27 protein-coding genes are annotated in these 21,213 nt (G+C 69.3%); 23 read left to right on the top strand and 4 right to left on the bottom strand.

What is annotated here, in order from left to right; translation table 11 throughout:
• Positions 1 to 15: 15 nt before the first annotated feature.
• Genes CKO33_RS02260 through CKO33_RS02250 form a run of 3 tightly spaced genes read right to left on the bottom strand, consistent with a single transcriptional unit; the run spans position 16 to position 3,230 of the window.
• The gene (locus CKO33_RS02260; protein WP_200178903.1) at positions 16 to 438 is read right to left on the bottom strand and encodes a hypothetical protein; all 423 of its coding nucleotides are present in this window, start codon (positions 436 to 438) and stop codon (positions 16 to 18) included.
• Positions 438 to 2,072 carry a terminase large subunit domain-containing protein gene (locus CKO33_RS02255; protein WP_200178901.1) on the bottom strand — a complete coding sequence of 545 codons (1,635 nt, stop codon included), beginning with the start codon at positions 2,070 to 2,072 and terminating at the stop codon, positions 438 to 440. The genes CKO33_RS02260 and CKO33_RS02255 overlap by 1 nt, the downstream gene beginning before the upstream one ends.
• Before the next feature lie 3 nt (positions 2,073 to 2,075).
• Entirely contained in the window at positions 2,076 to 3,230 is a 1,155-nt protein-coding gene (locus CKO33_RS02250) for a phage portal protein (RefSeq protein ID WP_200178899.1), read from the bottom strand.
• 114 nt (positions 3,231 to 3,344) lie between these two features.
• Between CKO33_RS02250 and CKO33_RS02245 the strand changes: the two genes are divergently transcribed.
• The 20 genes from CKO33_RS02245 (at position 3,345) to CKO33_RS02150 (ending at position 17,515) form a co-directional block, all read left to right on the top strand.
• A complete protein-coding gene (locus CKO33_RS02245) occupies positions 3,345 to 4,136 on the top strand; it encodes an XkdF-like putative serine protease domain-containing protein (RefSeq protein WP_200178897.1) in 792 nt (263 codons plus the stop codon).
• A gap of 12 nt (positions 4,137 to 4,148) precedes the next feature.
• Positions 4,149 to 5,069 carry a phage major capsid protein gene (locus CKO33_RS02240; RefSeq protein ID WP_200178895.1) on the top strand — a complete coding sequence of 307 codons (921 nt, stop codon included), beginning with the start codon at positions 4,149 to 4,151 and terminating at the stop codon, positions 5,067 to 5,069.
• Positions 5,069 to 5,461, top strand: coding sequence for a hypothetical protein (locus tag CKO33_RS02235; RefSeq protein ID WP_200178893.1), 393 nt, complete (start codon positions 5,069 to 5,071; stop codon positions 5,459 to 5,461). Before CKO33_RS02240 ends, CKO33_RS02235 begins: the two co-directional genes overlap by 1 nt.
• A 66-nt stretch (positions 5,462 to 5,527) precedes the next feature.
• A complete protein-coding gene (locus CKO33_RS02230; RefSeq protein ID WP_200178891.1) occupies positions 5,528 to 5,812 on the top strand; it encodes a hypothetical protein in 285 nt (94 codons plus the stop codon).
• A gap of 8 nt (positions 5,813 to 5,820) precedes the next feature.
• Positions 5,821 to 6,282 carry a hypothetical protein gene (locus CKO33_RS02225; protein WP_200178890.1) on the top strand — a complete coding sequence of 154 codons (462 nt, stop codon included), beginning with the start codon at positions 5,821 to 5,823 and terminating at the stop codon, positions 6,280 to 6,282.
• Positions 6,275 to 6,892 (top strand): phage baseplate assembly protein V, encoded by a 618-nt coding sequence (locus CKO33_RS02220; RefSeq protein WP_200178889.1) that lies wholly within the window; start codon positions 6,275 to 6,277, stop codon positions 6,890 to 6,892. Before CKO33_RS02225 ends, CKO33_RS02220 begins: the two co-directional genes overlap by 8 nt.
• A 1-nt stretch (position 6,893) precedes the next feature.
• Complete coding sequence (locus CKO33_RS02215; protein WP_200178888.1) at positions 6,894 to 7,091, top strand: hypothetical protein; 198 nt, start codon at positions 6,894 to 6,896, stop codon at positions 7,089 to 7,091.
• Between the two features lie 10 nt (positions 7,092 to 7,101).
• On the top strand, positions 7,102 to 7,290 hold the full coding sequence (locus tag CKO33_RS02210) for a hypothetical protein (RefSeq protein WP_200178887.1): 189 nt from the start codon (positions 7,102 to 7,104) through the stop codon (positions 7,288 to 7,290).
• Complete coding sequence (locus tag CKO33_RS02205; protein ID WP_200178886.1) at positions 7,287 to 7,631, top strand: GPW/gp25 family protein; 345 nt, start codon at positions 7,287 to 7,289, stop codon at positions 7,629 to 7,631. Before CKO33_RS02210 ends, CKO33_RS02205 begins: the two co-directional genes overlap by 4 nt.
• Complete coding sequence (locus CKO33_RS02200) at positions 7,628 to 8,470, top strand: baseplate J/gp47 family protein (protein ID WP_200178885.1); 843 nt, start codon at positions 7,628 to 7,630, stop codon at positions 8,468 to 8,470. Before CKO33_RS02205 ends, CKO33_RS02200 begins: the two co-directional genes overlap by 4 nt.
• On the top strand, positions 8,463 to 9,497 hold the full coding sequence (locus CKO33_RS02195) for a phage tail protein I (RefSeq protein ID WP_200178883.1): 1,035 nt from the start codon (positions 8,463 to 8,465) through the stop codon (positions 9,495 to 9,497). The genes CKO33_RS02200 and CKO33_RS02195 overlap by 8 nt, the downstream gene beginning before the upstream one ends.
• Complete coding sequence (locus CKO33_RS02190) at positions 9,490 to 9,900, top strand: hypothetical protein (RefSeq protein ID WP_200178882.1); 411 nt, start codon at positions 9,490 to 9,492, stop codon at positions 9,898 to 9,900. The genes CKO33_RS02195 and CKO33_RS02190 overlap by 8 nt, the downstream gene beginning before the upstream one ends.
• A gap of 3 nt (positions 9,901 to 9,903) precedes the next feature.
• Positions 9,904 to 10,458, top strand: a complete 555-nt coding sequence (locus CKO33_RS02185) for a hypothetical protein (protein WP_200178880.1) — start codon at positions 9,904 to 9,906, stop codon at positions 10,456 to 10,458.
• 14 nt (positions 10,459 to 10,472) lie between these two features.
• Positions 10,473 to 13,310: a glycoside hydrolase family 78 protein gene (locus CKO33_RS02180; protein ID WP_200178878.1), complete on the top strand. Its 2,838-nt coding sequence runs from the start codon at positions 10,473 to 10,475 to the stop codon at positions 13,308 to 13,310.
• Between the two features lie 137 nt (positions 13,311 to 13,447).
• Complete coding sequence (locus tag CKO33_RS02175) at positions 13,448 to 13,663, top strand: hypothetical protein (RefSeq protein ID WP_200178876.1); 216 nt, start codon at positions 13,448 to 13,450, stop codon at positions 13,661 to 13,663.
• A 2-nt stretch (positions 13,664 to 13,665) separates the two neighbouring features.
• On the top strand, positions 13,666 to 14,019 hold the full coding sequence (gene avd / locus CKO33_RS02170; protein WP_200178874.1) for a diversity-generating retroelement protein Avd: 354 nt from the start codon (positions 13,666 to 13,668) through the stop codon (positions 14,017 to 14,019).
• A 266-nt stretch (positions 14,020 to 14,285) separates the two neighbouring features.
• The gene (locus CKO33_RS02165; RefSeq protein WP_200178873.1) at positions 14,286 to 15,317 is read left to right on the top strand and encodes a reverse transcriptase domain-containing protein; all 1,032 of its coding nucleotides are present in this window, start codon (positions 14,286 to 14,288) and stop codon (positions 15,315 to 15,317) included.
• Positions 15,318 to 15,331: 14 nt separating this feature from the next.
• Entirely contained in the window at positions 15,332 to 16,732 is a 1,401-nt protein-coding gene (locus tag CKO33_RS02160) for a phage tail sheath C-terminal domain-containing protein (RefSeq protein WP_200178872.1), read from the top strand.
• 18 nt (positions 16,733 to 16,750) lie between these two features.
• Positions 16,751 to 17,257: a phage major tail tube protein gene (locus CKO33_RS02155; RefSeq protein ID WP_200178871.1), complete on the top strand. Its 507-nt coding sequence runs from the start codon at positions 16,751 to 16,753 to the stop codon at positions 17,255 to 17,257.
• A 3-nt stretch (positions 17,258 to 17,260) separates the two neighbouring features.
• Positions 17,261 to 17,515, top strand: coding sequence for a phage tail assembly protein (locus CKO33_RS02150; RefSeq protein WP_200178870.1), 255 nt, complete (start codon positions 17,261 to 17,263; stop codon positions 17,513 to 17,515).
• 108 nt (positions 17,516 to 17,623) lie between these two features.
• Here the strand turns inward: CKO33_RS02150 and CKO33_RS02145 are convergent, their stop codons facing one another.
• A complete protein-coding gene (locus tag CKO33_RS02145) occupies positions 17,624 to 17,884 on the bottom strand; it encodes a hypothetical protein (protein ID WP_200178869.1) in 261 nt (86 codons plus the stop codon).
• 13 nt (positions 17,885 to 17,897) lie between these two features.
• Here CKO33_RS02145 and CKO33_RS02140 point away from each other — a divergent pair, with 13 nt between their 5' ends.
• From CKO33_RS02140 to CKO33_RS02130, 3 genes are read left to right on the top strand one after another with little or no spacing between them, the layout of a single operon-like run.
• The gene (locus tag CKO33_RS02140) at positions 17,898 to 20,615 is read left to right on the top strand and encodes a phage tail tape measure protein (protein ID WP_200178868.1); all 2,718 of its coding nucleotides are present in this window, start codon (positions 17,898 to 17,900) and stop codon (positions 20,613 to 20,615) included.
• Complete coding sequence (locus tag CKO33_RS02135; protein ID WP_200178867.1) at positions 20,608 to 21,012, top strand: phage tail protein; 405 nt, start codon at positions 20,608 to 20,610, stop codon at positions 21,010 to 21,012. Before CKO33_RS02140 ends, CKO33_RS02135 begins: the two co-directional genes overlap by 8 nt.
• Positions 21,009 to 21,212, top strand: coding sequence for a tail protein X (locus tag CKO33_RS02130; protein ID WP_200178865.1), 204 nt, complete (start codon positions 21,009 to 21,011; stop codon positions 21,210 to 21,212). Before CKO33_RS02135 ends, CKO33_RS02130 begins: the two co-directional genes overlap by 4 nt.
• Position 21,213 lies beyond the last annotated feature (1 nt).

Below are 21,213 nucleotides of genomic sequence, written 5' to 3'. Positions count from 1 at the left end.
CTCAGATAATCCCGGTCAGCCCCGGGAAACGGTGAGGCCCTGGCGGCGGAGGTCGGCCTCGATGGCGTCGGCCACCTCGTCGCCGACGCGATTGCGGATGCCCTCGGGTACGCCGTCCCGGGCCAGCTCTTCGGCGGCGCGGGACAGGAAGGGGTTGCCCTTGCGCGGGGGCTGGTGAACCTTCTTCACGGGGTGGGCGGCGCCCTGCCAGGAAAGGGCCTTGCCCTTCTTGGGCTTGATGGTGACCGCCGGGCGGCCGTCGTGGACGGCGCGGGCGTAGGGCAGGTTGGAGCCGACCCAGGCCCGGCCGAGGGCGCCCTGCTGGGCGACGATGGATTTGCGCAGATCGCCGGTGCGAAAGGGGATGTTGCCCTGGCAGGTGGCGATCTCGCGCAGGTGCTCGGCCAGCGACAGGGCGATGGCGTTGCGGTCGATCATTACCACACCTCCACGGCGGCGCGCCGGGTCTCGGGGAAGCTGCGCTCGCAGGCCAGGGCCAGGGCCCAGAAGGCGTCGGCGTGGCCGCGGCTGTCGCGCGGGGCGTCGAAGCGGATGCCGGTGTTGGTGGCCTGGCGCTCGACGCTGTGCAGCCGGGCCATGAAGTCGGGGTCGCGCGGGATGGCGAGGTGGTGGCTCTCCGCCAGGCGCAGCACACCCAGGGCCAGGCGCTCCTTGAGGGCGGCGGTGAAGGCGCGGGGCTCCACCAGGGAGGGGAAGTCCCCGGCCAGCTCTTCGGCGAGCTGCATGCCCAGGCCGGTGCGGTCGATGGCGACGCGCTCGATGGGGTAGCTGGCCACCCAGTTGGCGATCTCGGCGCGCTGGGCGGCGAAGGTCTGCCCGGCGAGCTCGTGCCAGCGCAGGACGCGCAGCTTGCCGGTGAAGGCGCCGGTGACGGGGTCGCACTCCTCGCCCACCAGCACCAGGGCGGTGCGGTCGTTGACGCGGCCCACGTCCACGCCCAGGGCCAGGCGGCCGAAGCGGTCCACGCGCGTGCGGGATTTCCCGGCCCCGGGCTCTTCCAGGGGGTCCTCGGGGCTGCCGATGGTCTCCAGCAGGGACCACGGCAGCAGGTTGGAGCCGTCCTCGGCCCACTGGCACTCGTAGAACAGGGCCCAGGTGGCGGCGTCGAAGTTGAGCCGCAGCTCCTCGATGCCGCCGGGCATGGGCATGCCCTGCGCCACGGCGTCGTGGATGGTGATCTTGTGGCGGCTGAAGTGCTCCCACTGGCCCTTGTGGTTCTCGGCGATCTTCCAGAACAGGGAGCCGGGGGTGAACGGCGTGGAGCACACGGTGATGCGCCCGCCCACGCGGGTGATGGCCGGGGTCACGGCGCCCCATAGCCGGTCGGGGCGCGGCGCCCAGGCGAACTCGTCGAACCACACGTCGCCGGTGTAGCCCTGGGCGGTGCGCCAGTTTGTGGACAGGGCCGTGGCCCGGGCGCCGGCGACGCGCACTTCGCGGTCCTTGCCCTCCTCGATGGGCACCTCCAGGCGCTCGGCGTGGTGGAGGATGTTGCCCATGACCAGCTTGGCCTGGTCCTCGGAGGCGGAGACGATCACCTGGTCGCGGCCGGCGGCCATGCCGAGTACGGCGGACAGGCCGATGAGGTAGGTGAAGCCGATCTGCCGCGCCTTGAGCACCACGCGGTAGCGGGATTCGTCCTGGAGAAATTCTTTCTGGTACGGCAGCAGGCCGTAGTCGTCGGACAGGGCCTTGGCCAGCAGGTCCTCGCGCATGGCCTGGGCGACGATGGGCCGCGGCTTGGGCTGGGGCTTGGCCTTGCGCATCTTGTCCAGGGTCTTCTGGAGCATGGAGAGCTGCACGGTCTGGGCGTAGGTCAGCTCGCCCTCGCCGGCCTTGGCGGACAGGCGCGCGATCTCGGCTTCCAGGTGCTCGGGGGATTGGCGCAGCCGCGCCCGCTCGGTGTTCCAGTCGCCCTTGCGCACCCAGTTGCGCACGGTGGCGGCGCTGGCGCCGAGGTCGCGGGCAATCTCGGCGGCGTTGTCGCCGGCGATGTAGCGCTCATAGGCGTGACGGCGGTCGGCCTCGGACCACTTGCTGGGGCGGGCCATGCGTTACAGCTCCTCCAGGATTCGGCTCAGGCGCTCGGCCATGGAGGCCTCGTCGGGCTCATCGCCGGCGCTCTTGGTGAGGCCGTGGGATTCGAGGTCGGCCATGGCGCGGGCTTCCTCGACGGAGACGATCCCGGCGGAGACCAGGTCCGGCAGGTCGCTGCGGTTGTCGCCGGCGGGGGTGAGGTCCACGCCCTGGAGGGCCACTTCGTCCGGCCGCGCGCCCAGCTCGGTGGCCACGTCGCGCAGCCAGTTGTTCAGCAGCCGGCGGCGCGGGGCGAGGCTGAAGGTCTCGAAGGCCTGCATCTGGCCGGTCATCTCGCCGGAGCCGCCGAGCTGGCCGGAGGCGACGATGCCCAGCAGGCGCGGGGGCACGCCGTGGGCGGTGGGTAGCAGGTCCCGGGCCATCTTCATGAGGTCGAGGAACTTGCCGTCGCCGTCCTGGCTGACGGCCTGGAAGTTGATCTCTTGGCCTTCGGGCAGGGACAGGAACAGGGTCTTGCGGCTGTTCTCCACGCCACGCAGCTCGCGGGTGAAGAAGTCGCGGATGGCGGCCTGCTGGTCCCGGCTCATCTCCGGGCCGGAGTGAGTGATGACGTGCTCGGGGACGGCGCCGGCCTCGAAGAAGCGCTGGTTGTAGCGGGTGATGGCGTGCAGGAGCTGGACCACGCCCTCGGCGGCCAGGTAGCCGGGGAGGCTGTAGTGGCCGCCCAGCGGGCAGGGCGCCCGCAGCATGGCGATCTGCTTTTCCTTGAAGTTGGTGGTCTTCTCGCGGGTCTGCTGCCACAGGCGCTGCCGGTAGCCGCCGCCGGCCTTGCGCGCCATGGACCAGGCGGGCAGCCGGTGCAAGCCGGTGAGCTTGCCGGTGCGGTCGCGCACCCGCTCCACGAAGGCGTTGCCGTACACCTCCAGGTCCAGGGCGATGCTCACCAGGTCCTCGGTGGCCAGCACGTCCGCCAGGGCCTCGGCGTCGTCGCCGGCCAGGCCGCCGCCGGCCACCCCTTCGGCCTTCACCTGGCAGGCCCGGGCGTGGGTGGGGTCCATTTGGTAGAGCTGCGCCAGGGCGTGCGGGCTCACCGGCCACGGCCGCTCATCGGCGGCGGCCGCCTGGCCATCCAGCTCCAGTCCGTGTACCGATTTCATCACTTGTGCGCTCATGCCCCGTAGGGTATCGGAGCGCACCCGCCTTTTTGCGTCCTCCATACGGCCTTACCACTACATGTAGTGCCGACCCCCTCCACGGCCCGGCCGGGCCGCCGTAGGCTTTGCGGCATGGCAAAGCTAATCGATCTCAACGTCCGCTGGATTTCGCTGGTGCGCCGCCCGGCCAACGGCGAGGGCCTGGTCCTCAAGGCCGAGGACGGCGGCGCGGGCATTGTTTTGTCCCACCTGAAGGCCGAGCCCGCCATGCAGCGGCTGTTCGGCGTCATCTACGCCCCCGACGTGGAAGACGCGCAAGGCGATTGGGCCGATGCGGAGACCATCCGCCGCGCCGCGGATGCGTTCATGCGCGCCGGCCGCACCATCGCCGTGGACCGGGAGCACGACTTCGATCCGGTGGGTGCGTACGTGGCGGAGAGCTGGATCGTGCGCGCGGGCGACGCCTACTTCCCGGAGCTGGAAGGCGCGTGGGCGGTGGGGATTCAGGTGGAGGATGGCGAGCTGTGGTCGGCCATCGAGCGCGGCGACATTTCCGGGCTGTCCCTGGCGGGGACGGCCGGAACGAGCGACGAGCCCGCCCCGCGCAAGGGGGTGCTCCGCAACTTTTTCGAGACGTTCCGCAAACCCGAGCAGGAGAAGGCAATGGATGAAGAGCGGCTGAAGTCCCTGGTGGCCGACCAGGTGCGGGCCACCCTGGATGAACGCGACCGGGCCGAGCAGGCCAAGTCCGACCGGGAGGCCGAGAAGGCCGAGCGGGAAAATCTCCAGCAGTCGGTCTCCGATCTGACCGAGACGGTCAAGTCCCTGAAGCAGGACGTGGAGGCCATGAAGAAGTCGGAGCCCGCCGGGGACGGTGAAGGCGAGCCCGGGGCCGGCGACGACGATACCGGCAACTTCCTCTAAGGAGACGCGACCGTGGCTAACGAACTGGAACAAATCGCCAAGGGCATGATCGGCCCCGGGGACCTGAATCCGGGCGGCGCGCTGCGGCCGCAGCAGGCGGAGCGCCTGATCTCCATGGTGTTCAGCAATGGGCTCATGGAGAAGGTGACCACCCGCCGCATGCGCCGCACCCAGGCGGACGTGGCGGTGATGGACATCGCCAACCGCTCGCTCACCCGTGTGCCGCAGGGCTCCGAGCCCAGCGATGCGCAGCGCATCGGCGCCAATGAGCACGGCACCACCCTGCACGCCCTGCCGGTGCAGCTTTTCCCGCAAATCGGCCTCGATTACCTGCGCGACAACGCCGACAACAAGGAGCTGGTCTCCGAGGTGGAGGCGGGCTTCGCCACGCGCATGGAGGCGGAGCTGGAGGACCTGGCGTTCAACGGCATCGACGACACCTTCGTCGAATACGACAGCGCCAACCCCGACACCACCGGCTGGGTGACCCTGAACAAGGGCTGGATTCAGGTGGCCACCGACAGCGCCGACACCAAGACGGCCAGCATCGACCCGGGCACTAATGGCTGGCAGGACAGCCTGAAGACGGCCCGCGATGCCCTGCCGGAGATGTATCGCCCCAACGCGGCCATCTTCATGAACACCGCCGACGCGGATGCCTACGCCTACGAGCTGGGGCAGCACGTGACCGGCACGGCCCTGACCGCGGATTCGCCCCTGCGGCGCTTCCTGGGCTCGCCGATCATCACCTCGCCCTATATCCCGGCCGGCACCGTGCTGGTGACCCCGCCGAAGAACCTGGTGTTCGGCCTGACCACCGAGATCTGGCGGCAGAAGCGCTGGGACTACGACGCCCGCGCCCTGCGGTACACCTTTGATACCGCCTGCGACTACGAGATCGCGGTGAAGCAGGCCTGTGTGCTGGCGCAGTAATGACGCCCGCTGAGCTGCGCACGCTGATGGGCTGGCCGGCGGAGGTCCCGGAGGACCTGCTGGCCCGCCATATCGCATCCGCCGAGCGGGCCTTGCGCCCGCGCCTGGCGGGGGAGCCGCCCGCCGAAGGGGCGGACGGCCGCCAGGACTGGGTGGACGCGGTGCTGTGGCGGGCGGCGGCGTCGGTGGTGCCGACCATTCACACCTTCGCCCTGACCGGCGCGGCCAAGGTGGGCCGGCTGGAGGGCAACGTGGAGTGGCGGTTCCTGGGGCCGGAGGAGGCCCGCTCCCTGGCGGAGGACCTGGAGACGCGCTCGGAGGCCGCATTGGGGCGGCTGATCGAGGCGGCGGACGAGACGCCTTTGTCAGGCGCTTTTCTGTCCAGCGTGTAGGCAGGCCGGGGAAACCGTATGAACGGCTCACACAGCGGCGATTAAACGGCGTTAAACGGGGTGACAATGGGTGAGGAGAGCATCGAACGGCTGGGGCGGATCGAGGAGCGTCTGGAGGCCCAGCAGCGGGAGCTGACCCAGATTCGGGGTCTGTTGTCGCGGATGGTCCGCGTGGAGGAGCGCATGGGCGGCATCGACAACCGCATGGAGCGCCTGGAGGGGCGCGTGGCCAAGACGGAGAACGCCGTGGATGAGTATCGCACGGGCCACCGGGTCATGTCGTGGATGGCGGGCCTGGCTAGCTCCGGCCTGGCGGCCTTCCTGGGCTGGTTTCTGGGGGCCGGGCTATGAGGCAGGCGGTGGCGAACTGGGTGGCCGGCGCCCTGGAGGCCGTCGCCCCGGAGCTGTTGGGCGACGTGTGGGGCCGGCGCGAGGTGACGGTCATGGTGGACCGGCTGTCGCTGTCGCGCCCCAGCGCGCATACCAACGGGGTGCTGGCCGTGGAGGGCGAGGTGGTGGCCCTGCTGTGGGCGGACACCCCGGACGCCATGGACTGGGTGGCCATTGCTGACCGCCTGGTGGATGGCCTGACCCTGGACGCGGAGCCGGCTGAGGGCGAAGTGGCCTTCATCGGCCAGGCCGTACCCACCGAGTGGCGGGAGCGCCTGAACGAGGGGGCGGCCATTACGGAGATTCGCCTGGCGTTGGCCGGGGATGTGGTGCGGGGTGGACCGGATTACGGCGACCTGACCGAGCTTTACGCCGGGTGGGACGCGCAGTCTGCCGAGGACTACTCGAAGGTGGGTGACGCCGATGGATGAGGCCATTCTGGAGTCCCTGGCCTACCGGGTGGCCGAGCTGGAACGCCGCCTGGGCAATGTGGTGCGCCCCGGCGTGATCGCCGAGGCGGACTACCCACAAGCCCGGGTGCGGGTGCGGGTGGGCGAGCTGGTTACTGGCTGGCTGCCCTGGCTGACCCGTCGCGCCGGGGGCGATGTGGATTGGTGGGCGCCGGAGGTGGGCGAGCAAGTGGTCATGGTGGCGCCATCCGGCGAGCTGACCGCGGCCTGGGTGCTGCCGGCGGGGTATTCGGACGCGGTGCCGGCCCCGGCGGATACGGCGGATGTGTGGGTGGTGCAGCTCGCCGACGGGGCGGAGCTTCGCTACGACCGCGCCGCCAGCCAGCTCACGGTGACCCTGCCCGGGGATGCGCAGGCGGTCATCGATGGGGATGCCGCGGTTTCTGTGGGCGGGAGCGCCACGGTGGATGTGGGCGGCGACCTGGCGGCCACGGCTGGCGGGGAGGCCACGGTGGATGCGCCGAGCATCCACCTCAACGGCGGAACCGGCGTGGTGACCGGCGCCAGTATCTGTCACTTCACCGGCAGCCCGCACGGCGACGTGTCGGCGACGGTGACCGCGGGGAAGTGAAATGGCGCTATCCGCGAGCACGCTGGAAGGGCTGATCCTCCAGGAGCTGGAGGCGAACGGCATTGTTACGACCGGGCAATACGCCCGCACGCAGGAGCTGGCGGAGGCCATCGCCACGGCGGTGGTGGAGCATATCCAGGCGGCCGCGGAGGTGCCGGTGACGGGCGGCAGCTCCGCCGGCACCTACCCCGTGCAATAGGGAGACGGGAATGCGCTACGAGATTCTGAAGGACGCGCCGGCGCTGGGCCGGGCCGGCGAGACGGTGGAGCTGACCGAGCGCCAGGCGAAGTACCGCCTGAAGGCGGGCCAGATTCGCCCGGCGCCGGCCGCGCCCGAGCGGGGACGCAAGCGAAAGCGGGTCGCAAATAGCGCCGGACAGGAGGCGGGCGGCGAATGATCGGCACGAGCGCTGCCACCGGCCGCGCCCTGGATGGGCTGGACCATCTGGACCAGTCCGTGGCGGACATCCTGGCCACGCCCATCGGCAGCCGGCCCATGCGCCGCGAGTACGGATCGCGCGTGCCGGACCTGCTGGATGCGCCCATGAACAGCGAGACGCGGTTCGAGGTGGTCGCGGGCGTGGCGGAGGCGCTGCGCCGCTGGGAGCCGCGCTTGGGCGTGGACCGGGTGCGGGTAGTGGAGGCGGCGGCCGGCCGCCTGGTGGTCCGCATCGAGGGCGCCTACACGCCCACCGGGGAGCCGGTGGTGCGTGAGGTGCCGGTGGGAGGTGCTGCGTGACCGCTATCGACCTTTCCAAGCTGCCGCAGCCGACGGTGGTGGAGCCGCTGGACTTCGAGACCATCTTCCAGGCCGCCAAGGCGGACGCCATCAGCCGCTACCCGGATCTGGCCGACGCCCTGGATCTGGAGTCCGAGCCGGCGACCAAGCTGCTGGAAGTCTTCGCGTACCGCGAGCTGCTGGTGCGCCAGCGGGTCAACGACGGCGCGCTGGCGGTGATGCTGGCCTACGCCGGCGGGGCGGACCTGGACCAGATCGCCGCCCGCTACGGCGTGGCGCGCCGGGATGGCGAGACCGATGCCGAGCTGCGCGAGCGCGTCCAGCTCGCCCCGGAGAGCCTGAGTGTGGCCGGCCCAGTCGGGGCCTACGAATACCACGCCCGCAGCGCGGACGCGCGCGTGGCCGACGTGGCGGTGGCCAGTCCCGGCCCGGGCATCGTGCGGGTGACCGTGCTGGGGGATGAGGGCGACGGGGTGCCGCCGGCGGACCTGTTGGATGCGGTGCGGTCCGCCCTGGACGACGAGCGGGTGCGCCCGCTGTGCGACTCGGTGGAGGTAGTGGCCGCCACGGTGACCACCTACACGGTGCAGGCGGTGTTGGAGGTTGGCGACGGCCCCGATGCCGAGGCCGCCCGCGCCGCTGCCGAGGCGGCCGTGACCGATTACGTGGCCGAGCGCCACCGCCTGGGTGCCCCGGTGACCCTGTCCGGTCTTTATGCCGCCTTGCACGTCGGCGGCGTGGTCCGGGTGCAGCTCGACAGCCCGGCGGCGGATATCGAGGTGGCGGCCGACGAGGCCGCCTACTGCGAGGCGGTGACCGTGGAGGTGGCCAGTGGCTGACGACTTGCTGCCGCCCAACGCCACCCCGGCCGAGCGCGCCCTGGCCAGTGCCGCGGCGCGGGTCTCGGATGTGCCGGTGCCCGTGGGCGACCTGTGGGACCCGTGGTCCTGCCCCGCGGAGCTGCTGCCCTGGCTGGCCTGGGCGCTGTCGGTTGATGAGTGGGACTCGCAGTGGCCGGAAGAGACCCGGCGCGAGGTGGTCGCGCGCTCCATCGAGCTGCACCGGCACAAAGGAACCGTGTGGGCGGTTCGCCGGGCGCTGGAGGCGCTGGGTGTCGAGCCGGAGATCGTGGAGTGGTGGCAGCCGTCTGGAGGCGACCTGGCGCCGTTCGAGTTCGGGCTGCGGGCTGTTCTTCGGCGACCGATCACGCCGCACCAGCTGCTGGGCGAGAGTACGGCGGACGAAATCCGGCCCCGCATCGACAACTACAAGCCCGCCCGATCCCACCTCGCCTGGATTGCGTTCGCCGTGCGTCTGCCGGTGGGAATGCCGGCGCCGGCCCTGACCGGTGCCCGCCGGGTGCGCCGCCGCTCGGGCCTGGGGGTTCCCATCCTGCCGACCCTCGACGCCTGGGGCCTGGACGGCGCCCGGCTGGATCGACGCGCTTTGGGCCAGTCCCGGCGAGTGGCTGTGTCCACGGCGGCGCCGGTGCGCCTGGGGCGCCAGAGCACCCTGGACCAGGGCCTGCATCTCGACAGCGACGGCCTGGACGGCCAGGCCATGGACCGCTGGCTCCTGTACCGCGAGGCCGGCCGCATCCCGCCCCTGGCCCGGCTGGGGGTCACGGCGGCGGCCCGCTCCCCGGCTCCCGCCGGCGGGGCTGCGGCTAAGGCCTGGCCGGCGGCCCGGGCGCGGTCGCTGGCGCCGATGGCGGCGGAGGCGATGCACCACCAATCCCTGACCGCCCATTCGGCCGCGGCCGTGCGCCGCCCAATGATCCGCGGCCTGGACCACCTGCCTACCCTCGATGCGGCGCCGGTGGATGCCGCGCCCTTGGACATTTCGATGGAGACCGTCAATGGCTGACATCTGGAAACAGGCCCGCGTGCTCGGGGCCTTTTATGACCGCTTGGCCGAGGGGGTCGCGGGGCAGACGGCCTGCCCGCAGATCCAGTCCTTCGGCGTTTGCTACGGCTGGATCGATACCAGCGGGGAGACGCCGGTGCCCGAGGAGCCCCCGTTCGATGCCGCCTCCCTGCCGGGGACGCTGATCCATTCTGGGCTGGTGACGGCGGAGCCGTCGGGCAAGTCCGTGCTGGCTACGGCTGTGATCCCGGAGGGGGCTGTGGCGGAGCCGACGCAGGTGACCGCCATCGGCCTGTATGACCAGACCGACACGCTCGTGGCGGCTGTGAGCTTCCTGCCGGAGTGGATCACCCCGGACAAGCGCTACGAGCACCTGATCCACATGACGTTCCCGGAGGAGTGACCGATGGCGCTGACCGCCGATGTGCAGTGGCGTGAGCAGTACGCCAGCCACGCCCTGAACCGCAAGATGGCCGGGGTGGTGGAGGCCGGCGTCTATTGGGGCTTCCACGTGACGCCGGCCGGCGGGCTCCAGGTGGAGGTGGGGCTGGGCAGCGACCCGGATTATCCGGTTTCCGTGGCGGTGGTGGAGCGGGACGGGTACTCGCTCACTGTGCGCATGGATACACAGGAGCTGCTGGAGGTCCCGGAGGTCGGCCGCGCCTACGACCTGGTCCTGGAGGCGAGTTATGTCCTGGGCCAGCAAACGGAGGCGCGGCTGAAGCTGGTGACCGAGGCTGCCGACCACCATGTGGTGCTGGCGCATGTGGATGTGCCGGCCGACGCCACCGCCGTGACGGAGGCGATGATCGCGACCGACCGGCGGGATGTGGCCAATCCGGCCCTCAACGCGGCCCGCATCCTGACCCAGATCACGCAGCTAACCACATCCCTGATCGATGCCCGCGACCGGCTGAACAACCTGGAAGCGTGGGCGGAGACCCAGGGCTACACGCCCTAGCGAGGAGGTAGACGATGGGCAAGATTCTGACCGAGGTCGCGGCCGCACAGCAGGCTGTGGAGCAGCTCCGCCAGCGGGTGGACCTGCTGCTAACCGCCTACGGCGAGGACGCGATCGATGCCGACAAGATCCAGGAAGACATCGAGCAGGCGACGCAGGACGCCATCGACTCGGTGCTCGCCCAGCTCAGCGGGCTGGATGTATCCGACCTGAAACTGCGCAGCGAGTTGCAGCGCCAGCTGCTGGGCCTGCAAAACGCCTACGGCGAGCAGAAGTTCTTCTTCGAGTTCTTCGATCCGCTCTACGCTGCATCCGATGTCGTGAGCGTGGACGGGGTGGAGACGGTTGCCGGCGACAACAGCGTGGACATCAGCTCCACGGCGGAGCTGGTAGTGGGCCGCGAGTACGTCATCGAGACCGACCAGGCGCAGGAGGTCGTGGAGGTGGCGGAGGTGTTGTCGGATACCCGATTCACCACCACGAAGGACCTGACGGCCACCCTGAGCGGCGCCACTCTGCGCCGGACCAACTGGGCCATCACCGACGGCAAGGCAACCGCCGAGCCGGGCCAGGTTTACTACAGCCGGCCGCTGGCCCTGGGGCAGGAGGATACCGACAAGGCGGTGGTAGTGCGCCGGGGAAGCACCGGCGCGGTGCGGCTGTACTACACCGACGAGACCACCGGCAGCTGGACGGAGGTGCCCTGGGAGTGGCGCCGCGACAGCGACACCGCTATGACGGACCTTGGGCTGGTGGACGGCGGCGAGGATACGGGCCGCGTGGATGTGGAGTTCCGTCTGCCCGCGCGCGGCACGTTCGAACTGAAGCTGGTCGCCGAGGGCGACACGGTGACGGTGCACCACGTCGTCGGCATCGATCAGCCCACCCTGCTGGGCGGCGATCATCATCCGCCGGTGCAGCCCACCAACGACAACCCGGCCGACGGCGCCACGCAGATCGCGGAGACGCCGACCCTGGCGCTGGCGGATTACACCTCGCCCACGGGCACGCCGCAGGCGGCGCTCCAGGTGCAGGTTACCGGCACGCCCGGCGATTACAGCACCCCGCTGCACGATAGCGGCACGGTGTCCGGCGGCCTGTCCTGCCAGCTCCCGGCCGGCGTGCTCACCGAGGGTGCGACCTATGCTTGGCGAGCGCGGGTCCAGGACGCCGAAGGGGCCTGGTCGGCGTGGTCGGCGGAGACCACCTTCGCGACCGACAGCGCCTGGGAGTTCGTTGAGTCGCCCACGAACCAGGCGCCGAACGCCGGCGCCACGGATATCCCCAGCCAGCCGACCCTGGCGGTCAGCGCCTTCGGCGTGCAGGGATTTGACCCGGTCAATCTCAACGACGGCAGCTCGGACCTGTGGACGGAGAGCACCTCGACTGCCGGGGAGTACTACTACACCGGCTCCGCTCTCGCCGCCGAGCCGAACCGGCTGTTGGCGGACGGCACCGAGCTGGCACAGGGCACGCTGGGCAGCCTGACCGCCGGTGAGTGGGCCTGGGGCGACAACGACAGTCTGGGTGCGCCCACGGTGTACGTGAATCTATCCGCCGGGGACCCAGATGCCCAGGCCGGCGGGTATGTGCAGGCGGGCGAGAGCCACGTAGCCACGCAGTGGCAGCTGCGCGCAGCCGATGGCACCTATGATTCCCCGCTCTGGGATAGCGGATCCACCAGCACCGACCTGACCACCATCGTGGTCCCGGACGGCGTGTTGGCCGACGGGCAGACCACTTACTACTGGCGCGCACGCCACGAGGGGCAGCACATCGGCTGGTCGGAGTGGTCGGAAGAAACGAGCTTCACCACCAAGGACCTGTTCGCGCAGATCATCGGGCTGGCCCTGGTCAGCAGCGGCGGCGGCGCCGGGAGCTGGCAGCGCGTGGACGCCGACGGCAACAACCTGACGGTGGACACGGCTTATTTCGATAACCATCCGGTCTTCGGCGCCATCAAGGACGTGGTGATCGATGGCCAGTACATGGTCGAGATCCCGAAGTTCTACTACCAGGTCGGCCAGGCCCCGGCAGGATCGGACCAGGACGGCAACAAGGTGTTCTGGATCTCCGATGTCGCTGCCGACGGCTTCGAGCTCCATCCCGCGTTCATGGACGGCGGCGCTGAAGTCGCGCAGTTCTACGTTGGCAAGTACCAGGCCGTTGACGATCCGAACGCCGCCGGCACCAAGGCGGCCAGCCTGCCGGGTTACCAGCCGCTGGTCAGCATCGACTTCACCACGTTCCAGACCCGGTGCGCTGAGCGCAACACGGCCAGCGGGGTGGACGGGTTCATGTTGTGGTCCATGTACCAGCGCTCCGCGATCCTCATGCTCATGATGATCGAACACGGCGGCGCCGACGGCCAGAGCCTCATCGGCCAGGGGCGGGTGAATCAGTCCAGCGCCGCCAATGTGGACGCCACTGACGTGGCCGAGGCCACGTATCGCGGCATCGTCGGCCTGTGGGGCAACGTGCGCCAGTGGGTAGACGGCCTGGAGATCGACGGCAGCCACGTGGTGAGCGTGTGGGACCAGCAGGGCAATCAGAGCTGGGTCGCCACCGGCGTCACCACCGCCAGCACCGACGGGTGGCCGACGGCGATGCACGAAGAGTCCGGCACGGACTACGACCTGTCCCCGCTCATGCTGCCGAGCGCGACCGACGGCACCGAGTCGAACGGCACCTACGGCGACTACCTGTGGGCCAGCGACAGCGTGGGGGTCAACGTCCCCAACCACGGCGGCGCCTGGGGCGACGGCTCGCGGGCGGGGCCTTTCTGCCTGTACTGCCTCCACGAGGCGTCGCGCTCCGACAGCGGCCTCGGCGGCCGCCTCGCAAAGGTGTGACTGCAACCTGATACCTGGCGTTCTGAAGGGTCGCGCGGTAGCGCGGCCCTCCCAACAGGAGAACAGCGATGAAGATCGGAAATCGAGTCCAATGGGCCAAGATCGACAGCCTGGGTTTGCCGGCTTTGGATCGGAGCGTGCCCCAGTCGGAGTACCGGCAGGAAGTGCGGGTCTACAAAGTGCCCAAGGATGTGGATGCGGGACGCTATTTCGTGAGCGCTACCCCGGCCAACGCCATCGAGGAGCGGCCGCCGAGCCGGGTGCGCGAGACGGACCTGTTGTGCCGCTTCACTCTACAGCCGGACGGCGAGGCGCGTCTGGTGTATGCCCGTGACGAGGTGCGGGCGGCGTAGTCGTGGCCAGCACGCTCGACGGCCTGAAGATCCTGGCCAAGCTGGAGGAGCTGCACGCGTACAGCCATCAGGCCACTCATCACTTCCCGAAGTACGAGCGGCACGTGCTGTGCGCGGATATCCGCCACCGCTGCCAGTCTATGCTGCACCTGGCCGTGCGAGCGGCGAAGAAGTACCACAAGAAAACCACCTTGCAGGACCTGGATATCGAGGTGGAGATGATGCGCTCGCTGGTACGACAAGCGCACCGGATGCGATACATCAACGACCACCGCTATGAGGTCTGGTCCCGCCATATCGATGAGGTGGGGCGGATGGTGGGCGGCTGGATTCAGTCCAGCAAGAGCACAGGGTGATGGCCTGTTACGGCGGCAACTGGAGCAACGGCTCGCAGGCGGGGCCTTTCTGCCTGAACTGCAACAACGAGGCGTCGAACTCCAACAGCAACATCGGCGGCCGCCTCGCAAGAGGAATTGGCCAGAAGGCGCTAGCCCACGGGCGGCGTCCAGCGCCCTCATCTTGGGGCCGTCATCCTCGCCTCCCGGAGGCGAAAGATAGACCCGCGGCCGCGGCGAGTAGTGCGAGCGAAAGTGGCGGCCGCCCATATTCCGAAGGGGGAACGGTGCCGAAGACGGTAAAAAATCTGTGGCCGCAGGTAGCCGCTTTCCCGAACTTGCATGCGGCGTACCTGGAGGCACGCAAGGGTAAGCGCTACACCGGGCCCTGCATGGAGTTCGGTTGGGGGCTTGAGGGCCGTCTCCTGGATCTGGAGCGCAAACTGGACGCCGGAACCTGGCAGTCGTCGCCACCCTATGAGTTTGGCGTGGTGGACCCGAAGCCTCGACGGATCCAGGCCCCACCATTCGCCGACCGGGTTGTGCATCACGCCCTGGTCCGGCAGATAGAGCCTCATTTTGAGCGCCGCTTCATCGCTGATAGCTACGCCTGCCGCGTCGGCAAAGGCAGTCATGCGGCGGTGGACCGGCTCCAGGATTTCTTGCGCCTGGGGCAGGGCCGCTGGGGCGAGCCCTGGGTGCTCAAGGCGGACGTGCGCAAGTACTTCCCCTCCATCAATCACAGCCGGCTGCTGCGCGCTATCGGGCGGGTTATTGGGGATCGGCGAGTCCTTGCGCTGGCGGAGCGGATCGTCGGCGGATATGGCCACGCCCAGGGGGTCGGCCTGCCTATCGGCGCCCTCACCAGCCAGCTGTTCGCCAATGTGTACCTGGACCAGCTGGACCACTACGTGAAAGACCAGCTTGGGGTGGGGCCCTATGTACGCTACATGGACGACTTTGTGGTCATCGGGCCAAGCAAGGAAGCGCTGTGGGAGGCCCACGACGCCATCGCCGCTTATCTCCGCCAGGACCTGGGGCTCCAGCTAAACCACAAGACCGACGTGTTCCCTGCCCGTCACGGGGTGGATTTCTGCGGCTACCGCACGTGGACGACTCATCGTCTTCCCCGCAAGCGGACGGTGAAGCGAGCCCGCCGGCGATTCCGGCGCTTGGCCCGGTTGTACCGGGAGGGTCGGATCGGCCTGGAGGACATCCGGCCGCAGGTGATGAGTTTTATCGGCTACATGCAGCGGTGTGATGGGCGGCGGACTTTGAATGGGGTGTTATCCGACTTTGCGCTCACTCGGGCGCGCTAACGCAGGAGAGGATCATGGCTGAGAGCTTTTTACACGGCATTGAGGTAACCGAGGTTACCGACGGCCTGCGGCCCATCCAGACCGCGCGGTCGTCGGTGATCGGCGTCATTGGTACGGCACCGGCGGCGGCCGCGGAGGACTGGCCACTGAACACGCCGGTCCTGGTGACCGGGCCTCGGCAACTGGAGGGAATCGGTGATGAGGGAACCCTGAAGGACGCCCTGACGGGCATCTATGACCAGGCGGGCCCCGCGGTCGCTGTGGTGCGGGTCACCGAGGGCGCCGATGACCTGGAGACCCTGTCCAACATCATCGGCGACGCCACCATGGGCACCGGGGTGCATGCCTTCCTGGCGGCGGAGTCGGAGATCCACGTGACCCCCCGCATCCTGTGCGCGCCCGGGCATACCTCGATGCGCCCCACCGGGGTGTCGGAGATCACGGTGGACACTCCCGGGTCGGGCTACACGGAGGCGACGGTGACCCTCGACGGCGACGGCCAGGGCGCCGAGGCGGAGGCGGTCATCGAGGACGGCTCCATCACCGCCATCAACGTCACCAGCGCGGGCTACGGCTACACCAGTGCCCCCACGGTGACCATCTCCGGCGACGGGGACGGCGCGGCCGCGGCTACCGCCGCCATCGACAGCGCTGCCAACCCGGTGGTGGCGGAGATGCAGGGCATCGCCGAGCGGTTGCGGGGCGTGGTGGTCGCCGACGGGCCGAATACTACGCTCACCGAGGCCATCACCTACCGCAACGACTGGGGCTCGGACCGCATCTACGTCGTGGACCCGTTCGTGACGGTGTGGGACACCACCACGGACAGCGCGGTGGCCGAGCCGGCCTCGGGCCGGGTGGCGGGCCTGATGGCGTTCGTGGATAACGAGCACGGCTTCTGGTGGTCGCCGAGTAACAAGATCATCAAGGGCATCGTGGGCACGGACCGGGCGGTGCAGTTCGGCCTGAGCGACACCTCCAGTCAGGCGCAGCTCATGAATGCCGATGAGGTGGCCACCATTATCCACAAGCGCGGCTATCGCCTGTACGGCAACCGCACCACCAGCGCGGACCCGCAGTGGGCCTTCCTGAGCGTGCGGCGCACGGCGGATATGGTCTACGAGTCCGTGGAGGAGGCCTTCCTGTGGGCCCTGGACCGCCCCTTCTCCGAGCACCTGATCCGGGATATTCAGGAGTCCGTGAACGCCTATCTGCGGAGCCTGGTGAACCGGGGGGCGTTGCTGGGCGGCAAGTGCTGGTTTGACCCGGCGCTCAATACCAAGGACCAGCTCATGGCCGGGAAGCTGACCATGGACTTCGACCTGGAGCCGCCGGCTCCGCTGGAGCGCCTGACCTTCCGCGCTCATCGCGAGGCGGACTACTACACCGAGCTGGCCGAGGCGGTGGCGAGCTAAACCGAGAGGAGACGCATCATGGCATTGCCCAAGGTACTCAAGAACTTCACCTGCTTCGTCAACGGCTTCGGCTACGCGGGGAAGGTGGACGAGATCGAGCTGCCCAAGATCACCCTTCAGACGGAGGACCACCGGGCCGGCGGTATGGACACCCCGGCCAAGCTCGACATGGGCACGGAGCCCCTGGAGGCCACCATTACCTTCGCCGAGTACGATCCCAAGCTGTTCCCCATGTTCGGTCTGGTGGATGGCGCTTGGGTGGGCCTGGTCTTCCGGGGCGCCCAACAGTCCGGCGACGGCGAGGCGGAGCCGGTGATGGTGGTGCTGCGCGGGGCGCTCAGCGAGCTGGATATGGGGTCCTGGAAGAGCGGCGAGAAGAACCAGTTCAAGGTGTCGGTCTCGGCGATGTATTACCTGCTCACCGTCAACGACATTCCGATGGTGGAGATCGACGTGGAAAACATGCGGCGCGTCATCGGCGGCGTGGATCAGCTCGCCAGCCAGCGCCGGGCGATGGGGGTGTAACCGATGGAAGAGATCAAGCTGGAGCACCCGATCACGGCCGACGGCCAGGAGGTGCAGAGTCTCAAATTGCGCCGGCCAAAGGTGCGCGACCTGGAGGTGATGGAGGCGGCCGGGGATCGGGATATCGCCCGCTCGGTGTCGCTCATTGCCAACCTGGCGGAGGTGTCCCCGGACGCCCTGCGGGAGCTGGACGCCGGCGACTTCATGCGCGTGTCGGAGACCGTGGCCGGTTTTTTGGGGCAGAAGTCCCTGACGTGATGGACGGCCTGGAGGTGCTGGCGGTCGCCTACGGGTGGCCGCCGCACGTGGGCCGGGATCTTCCGGTGACGGAGTTCGCGGAGTGGGTGTCGCGCGGGCAGCGCTGGATCAGGAATCGCTTCGGTGCCGGCGACGCCTAGCCCGCTGCCAGAAGGAGCCCGGGGTGTCCGGGTCGATGGCGGCGACGGGCAGTCCGGGTAGCGCGATGAGCGCGCCGAGTCCGAGGGCGATGAAGGCGACGGTGGGCCCGAAGGCATACCAGATGCCCACGAAGGGTGCGGCCACCAGGCCGAGCACGAACACCGCGAATAGCAGGTAGGCCGCCAGCAGCAGGAGCTGGCCAAACAGGGTCAGAATCTGGCCGAGCAAGCGAGGGACCGGCATGCAGGACCTCAATCTATCGCTGATAGTGCGCGCCACCGACCGGGTGAGCCGGCCGGTGAAGCAGATGCAGCAGCGGTTCAACCGCTCGCTGTCCAGTATGCGCGAGTCCATGGACCGTTTCCACCGCTCCATGGAGCGGGCGGCCAATATCTCCCTGGCGGCGCAGGGGGTGCAGTCCTTCGCCACTCAGGCGCGGACGGCGCTGGCGGCTCCCGTGCAAGCGGCCATGGACTTCGAGAGCGCCATGGCCGACGTATCCAAGGTGGTGGACTTCGAGGGCGCCGATGGCGCCGAGCGCTTGGGCAATGAGCTGGAGCGGTTGTCCACCCGCATCCCGGTGGCCGCCACGGGCCTGGCCGATATCGCGGCCGCCGGCGGGCAGCTCGGCATCGCGGCCGACGACCTGCCGGACTACACGGAGACGGTGGCGAAGATGGCCACCGCCTTCGATATGGTGCCGGACCGGGCCGGCGAGGCCATGGCCAAGCTGTCCAACATCTTCGGCATCCCCATCCAGGAGCTGCAAGGGCTCGGGGATGCGGTGAACCACTTGTCCAACAATATGGCGGCCAAGGCGGACGAGATTGTGGCCGCCACCCAGCGGGTGGGCGGGTCCGCCAAGCAGTTCGGGCTGTCGGCGCAGCAGACCTCGGCGCTGACCGGGTCGCTGATCGCCTTGGGCAAGGAGCCCGAGGTGGCAGCCACCTCCATCAAGGCCATGCTGACGCGCCTTCAGGCGGCCGACACCCAGTCCAAGCAATTCCAGGAAGCCCTGGACGAGCTGGGAATCAGCGCTCAACAGGTACAGCAGTCCATCGCCAACGATGCACAGGGCGGCCTCATGGCCTTTCTGGAGCGGCTGGAGGGGCTGGACAGCCAGGCGCGCACCAGCGTGATTGCGCGCCTTTTTGGCCAGGAGCACGTGGACAAGGTGTCGGCGCTGGTGGGGTCCCTGGATAAGTACCGGGGCGCACTGGGGATGGTCTCGGAGGAGAGCGAGTACGCCGGCAGCATGCAGGCAGAGTTCGAGGCTAGGGCTGGCACGGCGTCCAACGCCATCCAGCTCCTCCAGAACATGGTGAGCCGGGCGAGCCGCGCCCTGGGGGATGCCCTGCTTCCGAGCATCAAGGAGCTGGCGCCGCAGGTGGGCCAGGTGGTGGACCGCATCACCGGATGGATCAAGGCGCACCCGGAGCTGACCAAGGGCATCATGATGACCGCGGGCGCCCTGACCGCTGTGGCCACGGTGGCGGCTCCGGTGCTCATGGGGCTGGCCGGGCTGACGGTGGCGGCGGGAGGCGTATCCGCCGCGTTCGGTGTCGTGTCCAGCCTGCTGGGTGCCTTGCCGGGCGGTCTGGGCGCCCTGGCTGGCGGCCTGCGGACGGCCACGGTTGGGGCGCAAGGTCTGGCCGGCGTGGTGTCCTCCCGGATGACCAACGCGCTGCGGTCGCTTGCGGTGCGCCTGTATCTCGCCGTCGGCGCCACCAGTGCCTGGACCCGGGCGAATTGGCGCTCGGCGTTCAGTCTGCGCGCCCTGGCCGCCGGCGCCGCCTCCCGTGCCATGGCCGGCCTGCGCGGTATCGTCGGCGCCTTGCGCGCGGCCACCCTGGGAGCGCGGGCGTTCACGGTGGCGCTGCTGACCAACCCGATCACCTGGATCGGCGTGGCCATTGCCGGCGTGGCGGCGCTCATCTATCGGTATTGGGAACCTATCAAGGCCTTCTTCTCCGGGTTCTTTGCCGGATTGAGCCAGGCGCTGGCACCGCTGGCGGCGCAGTTCCGCGCGGCCCTGGGGCCGGTGGTCTCGTTTTTCCAGCCGGTGCTGCGGGCGCTGGGCAGCCTGTGGAGCTGGCTGCGCTCCCTCATAACGCCCATCGAGTCCACGGGCGGCGCGGCCCAGTCCCTGGGGCGCCAGGTGGGCGCGGCCGTGGGCGGCATGGTGCGCGCTATTGTCGGTGCCCTGGGCTATCTCCTCAGTCTTCCGGGCAAGATATTCGACGCGGTGAGCGGGGCGGTGCAGAAGGTGGGGCAGGCCCTGTCCGGGCTCAACCCGCTCCAGCTCCTGAAGCAGGCCTTCACGGGGGCATTGCAGTGGCTTGGCGGGTCGCTGCCGGCCAAGTTCGCCGCCATGGGCAAGGACGTCCTGTCCGGGTTGGTGGGGGGATTCACGGAGCGCATCGGAGCGGTCAAGGAGAAGATCCAGTCCGTCGCCGAAGGGGTGAAGGGTTGGTTCGCGGACAAGCTGGGGATCTCGTCGCCGTCCAAGGTGATGGCGGAGGCCGGCGGCGAGGTGTCTGCCGGCGTGGCCGTGGGAATGGAAAAAGGAGCGCGCAGGGTCCGGCAGGCGGCCGCCGGCGTCTCCGCGGCAGCGATGGTGGCGGCGCCAGCCGCCGCCGAGGTGCCCTCCCCGGCAATCCAGACACCGGCCCCGGTCCAGGTGCCGGCGCCGTCCGTGGAGGCCGCGACGCCTTCCCCGGTACGGGTGCCCTCCCCGGCGGTCCAGGCACCGGCCCCTGCGCCTGTGGCGGCACCCAGCGCAGCCGGGCCGGCTGCGGGCGGCCAGGGGGGTGAGGCGGTGACGATCCACGCGCCGATCACGATCCACACCACCGAGGGCATGGACGAGCGGGCGGTGGCGGAGGAGGTGCGCCGCGAACTGGACGCCGCCGGCCAGTCCGCCCGGGCGCGCCGCAGGGGGGCGCTATACGATGGCTGAGGTGATGATGGGGCTGGGGGATTTCCGCTTCAGCCTGGACACGGCCGCCTGGCAACAGCTACGGCGATCCAGCGAGTACCGCTGGCGCTCCCAGGACCGCATGGGCCGCGAACCGGCCACTCAGTATGCCGGACCAGGGCAGGAGCGCATCACCCTCAACGGCACCATCTATCCGCATTTCAAGGGCGGGCTGGACCAGGTGAGTCGCATGCGGGAGATGGCCGGCGCCGGCAAGCCCATGATGCTGACCGATGGTGAGGGTCTGGTCTACGGGGATTACGTCATCCAACGCATCGAGGAGACCCAGACCAAGCCGCTTCCGGGCGGTGCTCCGCGCAAGATGGAGTTCCGCCTGACCTTGCTTCGGTATGGCTCGGATGAGGAGGGTGCGCCGTGAATACCTATCGCACCGTGGACGGCGAGATGTTGGACGATATCTGCTGGCGGGTATACGGCCGGGAGTCGGCCGTGCCGGACGTTTTGGAAGCCAATCGGCACCTGGCGGACGAGGGCCCGCGCTTGCCGGCTGGCACCCTGGTGCAGCTCCCCGCACTGCCCGAGCCGGAGGCGGAGGATGCCGTGAGGCTGTGGGACTGAT

The sequence above is a fragment of the Ectothiorhodospira mobilis genome, assembly GCF_016584115.1.
Taxonomy (GTDB): domain Bacteria; phylum Pseudomonadota; class Gammaproteobacteria; order Ectothiorhodospirales; family Ectothiorhodospiraceae; genus Ectothiorhodospira; species Ectothiorhodospira mobilis.
The sequence above is the reverse complement of the archived record's forward strand: the minus strand, read 5'-3'. Positions and strand labels throughout refer to the sequence as shown.